A 6722-nucleotide genomic window follows, 5' to 3' on the forward strand; every position below is an offset into this window, starting at 1 on the left:
GTGGGCTCTCTCTCTACATAAAATGAAGACTATTTCGGGAGTTTTCCCCGCGCCGTCTTGATCGGCGCTACAAGAGAAGACACTATACCTTGGGTGATATTTCTGCAAGTGATACTACATATAGTAGTTACACGCGTGGTATTCCCAGCACGGCTCCCACCGCGGGTCCACATGTAGCCTAGACTATGAAAAATCACTTCCGATGACCTGAAAGCCCACCAATGTTTCGCTCCCACCCCAGCCCGCAGCAACGCTACAGCCACATGGCACGGCGCGCCGCGAGCGAGGTCATTGGCAGCTATTCGACGAGCTTCGGCGCCGCCACGCGACTACTTCCCGAGCCGCAGCGAACCGACATCCGCAACCTCTACGCGGTGGTGCGCATCGCCGACGAAATTGTGGACGGCGCCACCCCCTCCCCCGAGCGCGCGGCAGCCCTCAAGGACTACGAGCAGCGCGTCCGCAGCGCCACAGCAACCACGTTCCACACCGACCCGATCCTGCACGCCTTCGCCGATACCGCTCGCCGCTGCAACTTCGATGACGCCCACCTCGCTGCGTTCTTCACCTCGATGCGCCACGACGTAACCGGCGAGGCGCACACGGAGGAGTCCGTCGAGCGATACATCTACGGCTCCGCCGAGGTCATCGGTTTGCTGTGCGTGGATGTCTTCTTCGGGGGCCGACGCCCTCCCCAGGCCGAGTACAGCAAGCTGCAGGAAGGTGCGCGGGCGCTGGGGGCCGCGTTTCAGAAGGTGAACTTCCTGCGCGACTACGCCGACGACACCAACCGGCTCGCCCGTAACTACTTCCCGCAAGCTTCTTACCCGCTAACCAAGGCCGGCCGAGACGCGATCATCGCGGACATCCGCCACGACTTCGACGCCGCGTGGTCCGCCATCCCCGCGCTGCCCAAGCGCTGCGGTGTCGCCGTCGCGGTAGCGGCGAACCTGTTCGAAGCGCTCACTGACTTGCTCGCGGACACGCCACCAGAAGCCATCCTCACCCAACGAGTCCGGGTGTCCGCGCCGCGGAAAGCAGCCATCATCGCGCGGACGGCGGCGACGGGAAGGAGGCTGCAGTGACGGAGCGCGTTGTCATCATCGGCGGGGGAATCGCAGGCCTGGCAACAGCGTGCCTGCTGGCGAAGCGCGGTGCGGCGGTGGTGGTCGTCGAAAAGAATGGACACCTCGGCGGGCGCGCGGACGAGTTGCGCATCGACGGCTTCCGCTTCGAGACCGGCCCCTCCTGGTACCTCATGCCCGAGGCCTACGACCACTTCTTCGAGCTCATGGGCACCTCCACCGCGGCCGAACTCGACCTCCAGCTGCTCGACCCCGGCTACCGCATCTACCCCGAACACCACCCGCTTCTCGACGTCCCCTTCGGTACCGACGCCGTCGCCGACCTCTTCGAGTCCCTCGAGCCCGGCGCGGGCGACGCGCTGCGCGACTACCTCGCCAGCGCGGCCGACGTCTACAACATCGCGCTCGACCGCTTCCTCTACACCACGTTCAGTTCGCTGCGGCCGTTCCTGCACCGCGACGTCGTCTCCCGCGCATTCACCCTCGCGGTGTTGCTGCTCCAGCCGCTGCAGCGCTACGTGAACAAACGATTCCGCGACCCTCGCCTGCGCCAGATCCTGCAGTACCCGGCGGTGTTCCTGTCCTCACAGCCGCGCGACACCCCGAGCCTGTACCACCTAATGAGCCACACCGACCTCACCCTCGGCGTGCGCTACCCGCAAGGCGGATTCAGCGGCATCGTCACGGCGCTCGAGCGACTCGCCCGCGCGCACGGCGTCGAGTTTTTGCTCGAGCACGAAGCGACCCGCATCGAAGTTATCGACGGCTCCACCACCGGCATCCACATGCTCAGCGAAAGCGGGACGCGCTTCCTACCCGCCGACGTCGTCGTCGCCGCCGGAGACCTGCACCACACCGAGACTTCGTTGCTCCCCGCGTCTGCTCGCACCTATTCCGAGGCGCACTTTAAGCACCACAACCCAGGTGTGAGCTGCGTACTCGCGCTCATTGGTGTGCGCGGTGCGCTGCCGGAACTGCTTCACCACACGCTGTTCTTTTCCGAGGAGTGGGGCGAAGACTTCGACGCCGTGTTCCCTGCTGACAGCAGCGGCTCGCGCGACGCATCGCGCTCGATCTACGTGTGCAAGCCCTCCGCCACGGACCCGACTGTCGCGCCCGCCGGGTGTGAGAATCTGTTCGTGCTCATCCCGGTTGCGGCTGACCCGTCGATCGGTCACGGGGACGCGTACGGCGCTGCAGAGTCCCCGCGCGTCGCCGCCATCGTTGACGCGACACTGGACCTCATCGTCGCACGCACTGGTGTCGCTGACCTGCGGGAACGGGTCGTCGTGAAGCGAACTATCGGCCCCGCCGACTTCGCCGGACGCTACTACTCCTTCGCAGGTGGCGCCATCGGGCCTGCACATACCCTGCGGCAATCCGCGTTCTTCCGCGGTCGCAACATTTCCGCCAAAGTGGACAACCTGTACTACGCGGGGCAAACCACCGTTCCTGGCGTCGGTGTGCCCATGTGCCTCATCTCTGCCGAGAACGTGGTCAAGCGCATGCTCGGACTTCGTGACGCATCTCCTATACCAAAACTGTGAGAAGCTCGTGAAGATTCTGTACATTTAATTCATGCGAAGCTTCCGACCTGGTAAGACGCTTATCGCCCTTTTCACAGCCTTCGCGATGAGCGCCACTGTCTTCTCCCCGCCCGACGCCACAGCCCAAACGACAAGTCAGTGGGTGCCCGATCAGCATGAGGAACTGTTCGAGCAGCGGGATGAGCTCTCATTCTCAAAGGGTGGCGCTGAGTACTTTTGCCAGGTTGCCCACATCGCCGACGGGCGCGTGTACACCGATGCGCTTTGCGGCGACGGACATTCCCTGTACTACCGCGACTCCGAGGGCTCCATACACTACTTCGAGGACAGGCAGACCGATTTTTCTCGCAACAAAGATCTCTTCCGGAATCGCTTCGCTTCCTACGCGATCCCGGACTCGCTGCTTCCACAAGTCGGTGAGTCAGCTGAGCCAATTCTCGGTTCGTACCTCTCGGCCGGGGATACCGTGACCGTTCACGGCCCACGGGAAGACTACGATGCAACGATTGAGAACACCACCGAAGGTTTCCTGGCGATTACGCTTCCGAGCCATGCGTATTTGACACATGGCGCCCCAGTTTCAGTCGGCGGCCGCTACCTCGGGATGTATGAGAGCGTCTTTAGCAACGACGACCACAGACAGGGACTCGTCCTCCTCGCAGACCCAGAAGTTCCTCCGACAAGCGAACCGAACAAAGTGGCGTTGCTCCTCGAACGTGAATCCATGCTGTCATATGCTCCGGGCGAAGTAAGCACGATTAACCAAGGTGACAAAATTTTTAACAACGGTCATCGTTGCACCGTCGGATACATCGATAAGCCCAACAGCCGTATTTTCTTAGCTGGTCACTGCAGCGATGGCGGCCCTCTCTACTTCACCGACACACAAAAAAGGAACTATTACCTCGGCACGATGGTGACTGAGTTCGACTTCGAGGGAAGTCTCACCAACAGCACCATGAGCAAAGACTGGGGCTATATCGATATCCCCGAAAACCGCTCGGCATTGCTCGGGGAGAATCGCTACTCCTCCGACAGCGTCCTCCTACCGTCGATGCTTCGCGTCGGACAGATGGTGTACGGCTTCGGTCAAACAACCGGCCACGTGATGGAGAACTACGTCATGGGCGTGATTAATAACGTCATCCTCCTCACACAACAAAATCCGATGCATGAGGGAGATTCCGGTGGGCCGAACTGGATCGTCGATGACGAAGGCAAAAAACACTTTATCGGGGTCAACTCCGGGAGTGACGATGTCCCAGAAGGTCAAGCCCACAAATACGGTATTGCTGTCGGATGGGAAGAAACTCCAACTAGCGACGAGTACGTCAACTACTCGGGCCTCGCGATGCAACAGTGGGACGCTTACCAAAAGGCACAGGACGAGGCCGAGAACCCCGTCGCGGTCAACCAAGGCGACACCGTGGGGCTCGACGACAATGATCGCGACCTCTTCCTCGACCAGGAGTGCACAGCGAAATACATCGATCACGTCCACCAGCGGATCTACACCAGCCCCGCGTGCACCGGGCCGGGCGGGGCGCGCGGAGTTTCTACGACATACGGGTGGCCCAAGCACTGGGCACTGGCCGAAATCGGTAGCTTCTATGATGCGCAGCTCCCCTACATCCAGGCCCCAGATGGCACGCGGTTAGGCGAAAACCCTGATGCACCTGGGGAGCTCCTTTCGACCGACCAGGTACACCTTAGTGACACGGCTAGCATCGACTGGCGTTCGTTGACGGTGGCAGGCACAGTCGGCGACGCGATCATGCTTCTCCCCTACGGGGATTTTGAGCCGGAGGTGAACACGCCGGTCACCATCGGCGACAACGTTGTCGGCCTTGTTTCCGGGATCTACTACGACGAGAACGGCCATGTGAAGGGCATTGAAGTTCAGAGCCTTCTCGAGACGAATCCGATTGAGCTTCCAGAGGGCTGGCAGGAAGACCTTCTCTACGAGTACGCGAAGGCAACTGACGAGACCGCCCCCGTGATTGTGGACGTCGAAAAGAAAGAATTCGACTCCGATACCGAAATTGAACCCTTCGAATTCACCATCACGGACGAGTACAACGAGCTGACCGTCGAGGTAACCGACCTGCCAGAAGGTCTGTATGCGGACATTCAGTACGACGAACCACGGCTCCGCGCCACCGTCACTGTTCGAGGGACGCCGACGAAGCCTGGTTGGCAATACGCGAATGTAACAGCGCGAGATGCCCTCGGGAACGAGACCTCACGCAACCTCGAATTCTGGATTGCCGACGCCACTGCGCCCGTCATCGATACCACTCCGTTGATCTTGGAGGCCGGCGAGTACGCCGACCTTGAGATTCCAGTAACCGACAACAGCGGCTATTCCCCCAACGTGACAGTCAGCGCTCTCCCCGATGACCTCACGTCATATGAGGAACACATTTACGGGCAGACCACCGTCGTCGGAACGCACGAGCTTCAGGTAACCGCCACGGACGCCGCTGGCAATACTGCAACGGAAACAGTTCAGCTCGAGGTGCGCGACACGAAGAAGCCAGCCATCAACATGCGGAGCAACGCTCGCTGGGAAGCCAATTCAGAATTCAATGACTCCATCAGCGTCGACGTTGACGACGTAACCCCAGTCAGTGTGCGCGTCGACGGCCTGCCCCGAGGCCTGTCTTATGACGACACCAACGGCGTCATCGATGGCGTCACCGACGCGGTCGGCTCGCACGCCGTCACCATCAGCGCTACCGACACCAGCGGCAACACGTCCGAGTCGGAGCTCGAGCTGGTTGTGGAGGACACCACTGCCCCAACAGTGCAAAACGCCGAGTTTGAGCACGAAATTGGTACACCGTTCTCGCATGTTGTTGATGCAACAGACGGCGTAGGGGTGGAACGGGTTACCGTTTCGGGTCTCCCACACGGTCTGCGTTTCGACGAAAGCTCCCGCACCATCAGCGGTACACCTTCAGCGCTGGGCAACTTCCAGACTTCCGTCGAGGCGTTTGATGCGGCTGGAAATACGGGCCAGGGCGCAATTGGATTCCGCGTGGTGGACACCGTCCGGCCTCGCATCTTGGTTGACCACAACCCGCCTGCGGCAACTAAGTTCGACCTGCCGATCCGAGTCGAGGACGCAACCAAGACCGCGTTGTCCGTGACCGGCCTGCCAGCCGGACTGCGACATAAAGGGAACCGGATTGTTGGTTCGACCAAAGATTCGGGCACACACCGTGTAGTCATCACCGCCACGGATGAAGTCGGCAATCAAGCTTCCGAGACGATCACCCTTTCAGTGCCGAAGCCTCGCCCAGCCAAGACGACAGCTCCCGCAGCTCCGTCAACGCAAACAAAGGTCCCGGCAAGACCATCTAAGACGACGGTGCCCTCGACGTCAGCTACGTCAGCCCCGCAGAAGCCGAAAGGGACGACCCCAGCTGCCGAGTCTCCGCGTCAAACTTCGGTCCCAGCCAAGCCGTCCGACGAGGCAACAACGCCTACAGCCCCGTCCGAAACAACTCCGGCGGCTAGCACGCAGTCCGAGCCCCCAACTGAAGAAGGTGGCAGCGCCTCCGGTTCCTCGAAGGGTGGAATCGCCGCACTGGTAATTCTGGGCATCATCGCGTTGGTTGGTGGTGTCGTCGCTACGAACCCTCAGCTCATGAAGCAGATTCAGTCAATGCTGCCGTAGAAAGATGCGCCGACGTGCTTAAACCTTGGGTGTGTCCCAATCCCACGTCGGTGCGGCTTCATCCGCAAACGAATCCACACCCCACCCATCCAACTCAATCTCGGCAGCATCATCGCGATACCCCACCCGGCCAGGCTCACACACCCACTGCTCACCACTGGCAAACCGGAAATACAACGTCGGACCAGGCTTAACCACACGAATAAACCCATCCGTGACCAACGAATGACACCTCGAGCACAACGGCACCAAATTCTCCACATCCGTCGCACCACCTTCCGCCCAATCCCGAATATGATGCATCTGCAAAAACCTGGTATGCCCACACCCCGGCACCGCGCACTTATGCCCCCACATCCCTAACAACACCTGCACCTGCTTCGGGCTTGCCAAACGGCGTTTGCGCCC

General features: G+C 60.8%; 4 protein-coding genes. 3 read left to right on the plus strand and 1 reads right to left on the minus strand.

What is annotated here, in order from left to right:
* Nucleotides 1–263 precede the first annotated feature (263 nt).
* Genes QP802_RS10330 through QP802_RS10340 form a run of 3 tightly spaced genes read left to right on the plus strand, consistent with a single transcriptional unit; the run spans nucleotide 264 to nucleotide 6314 of the window.
* Nucleotides 264–1085: a phytoene/squalene synthase family protein gene (locus QP802_RS10330; protein WP_252932026.1), complete on the plus strand. Its 822-nt coding sequence runs from the start codon at nucleotides 264–266 to the stop codon at nucleotides 1083–1085.
* A complete protein-coding gene (gene crtI, locus QP802_RS10335; protein ID WP_284818693.1) occupies nucleotides 1082–2632 on the plus strand; it encodes a phytoene desaturase family protein in 1551 nt (516 codons plus the stop codon). The genes QP802_RS10330 and crtI overlap by 4 nt, the downstream gene beginning before the upstream one ends.
* Nucleotides 2633–2663: 31 nt before the next feature.
* On the plus strand, nucleotides 2664–6314 hold the full coding sequence (locus QP802_RS10340) for a putative Ig domain-containing protein (protein ID WP_284818695.1): 3651 nt from the start codon (nucleotides 2664–2666) through the stop codon (nucleotides 6312–6314).
* Nucleotides 6315–6332: 18 nt separating this feature from the next.
* Here QP802_RS10340 and QP802_RS10345 read toward each other — a convergent pair.
* On the minus strand, nucleotides 6333–6722 hold a 390-nt coding region (locus tag QP802_RS10345), incomplete at its 5' end, for an HNH endonuclease signature motif containing protein (protein WP_284818697.1).

It is taken from the genome of Corynebacterium sp. UMB10119B (assembly GCF_030228125.1).
In the GTDB taxonomy this organism is placed as follows: Bacteria; Actinomycetota; Actinomycetes; order Mycobacteriales; family Mycobacteriaceae; genus Corynebacterium; species Corynebacterium pseudogenitalium.

What these genes read in the sequence shown, in the direction of transcription:
- QP802_RS10330 (WP_252932026.1), top strand. Translation starts at nt 264, where the DNA reads ATGGCACGGCGCGCCGCGAGCGAGGTCATTGGCAGCTATTCGACGAGC.
- QP802_RS10340 (WP_284818695.1), top strand. Translation starts at nt 2,664, where the DNA reads ATGCGAAGCTTCCGACCTGGTAAGACGCTTATCGCCCTTTTCACAGCC.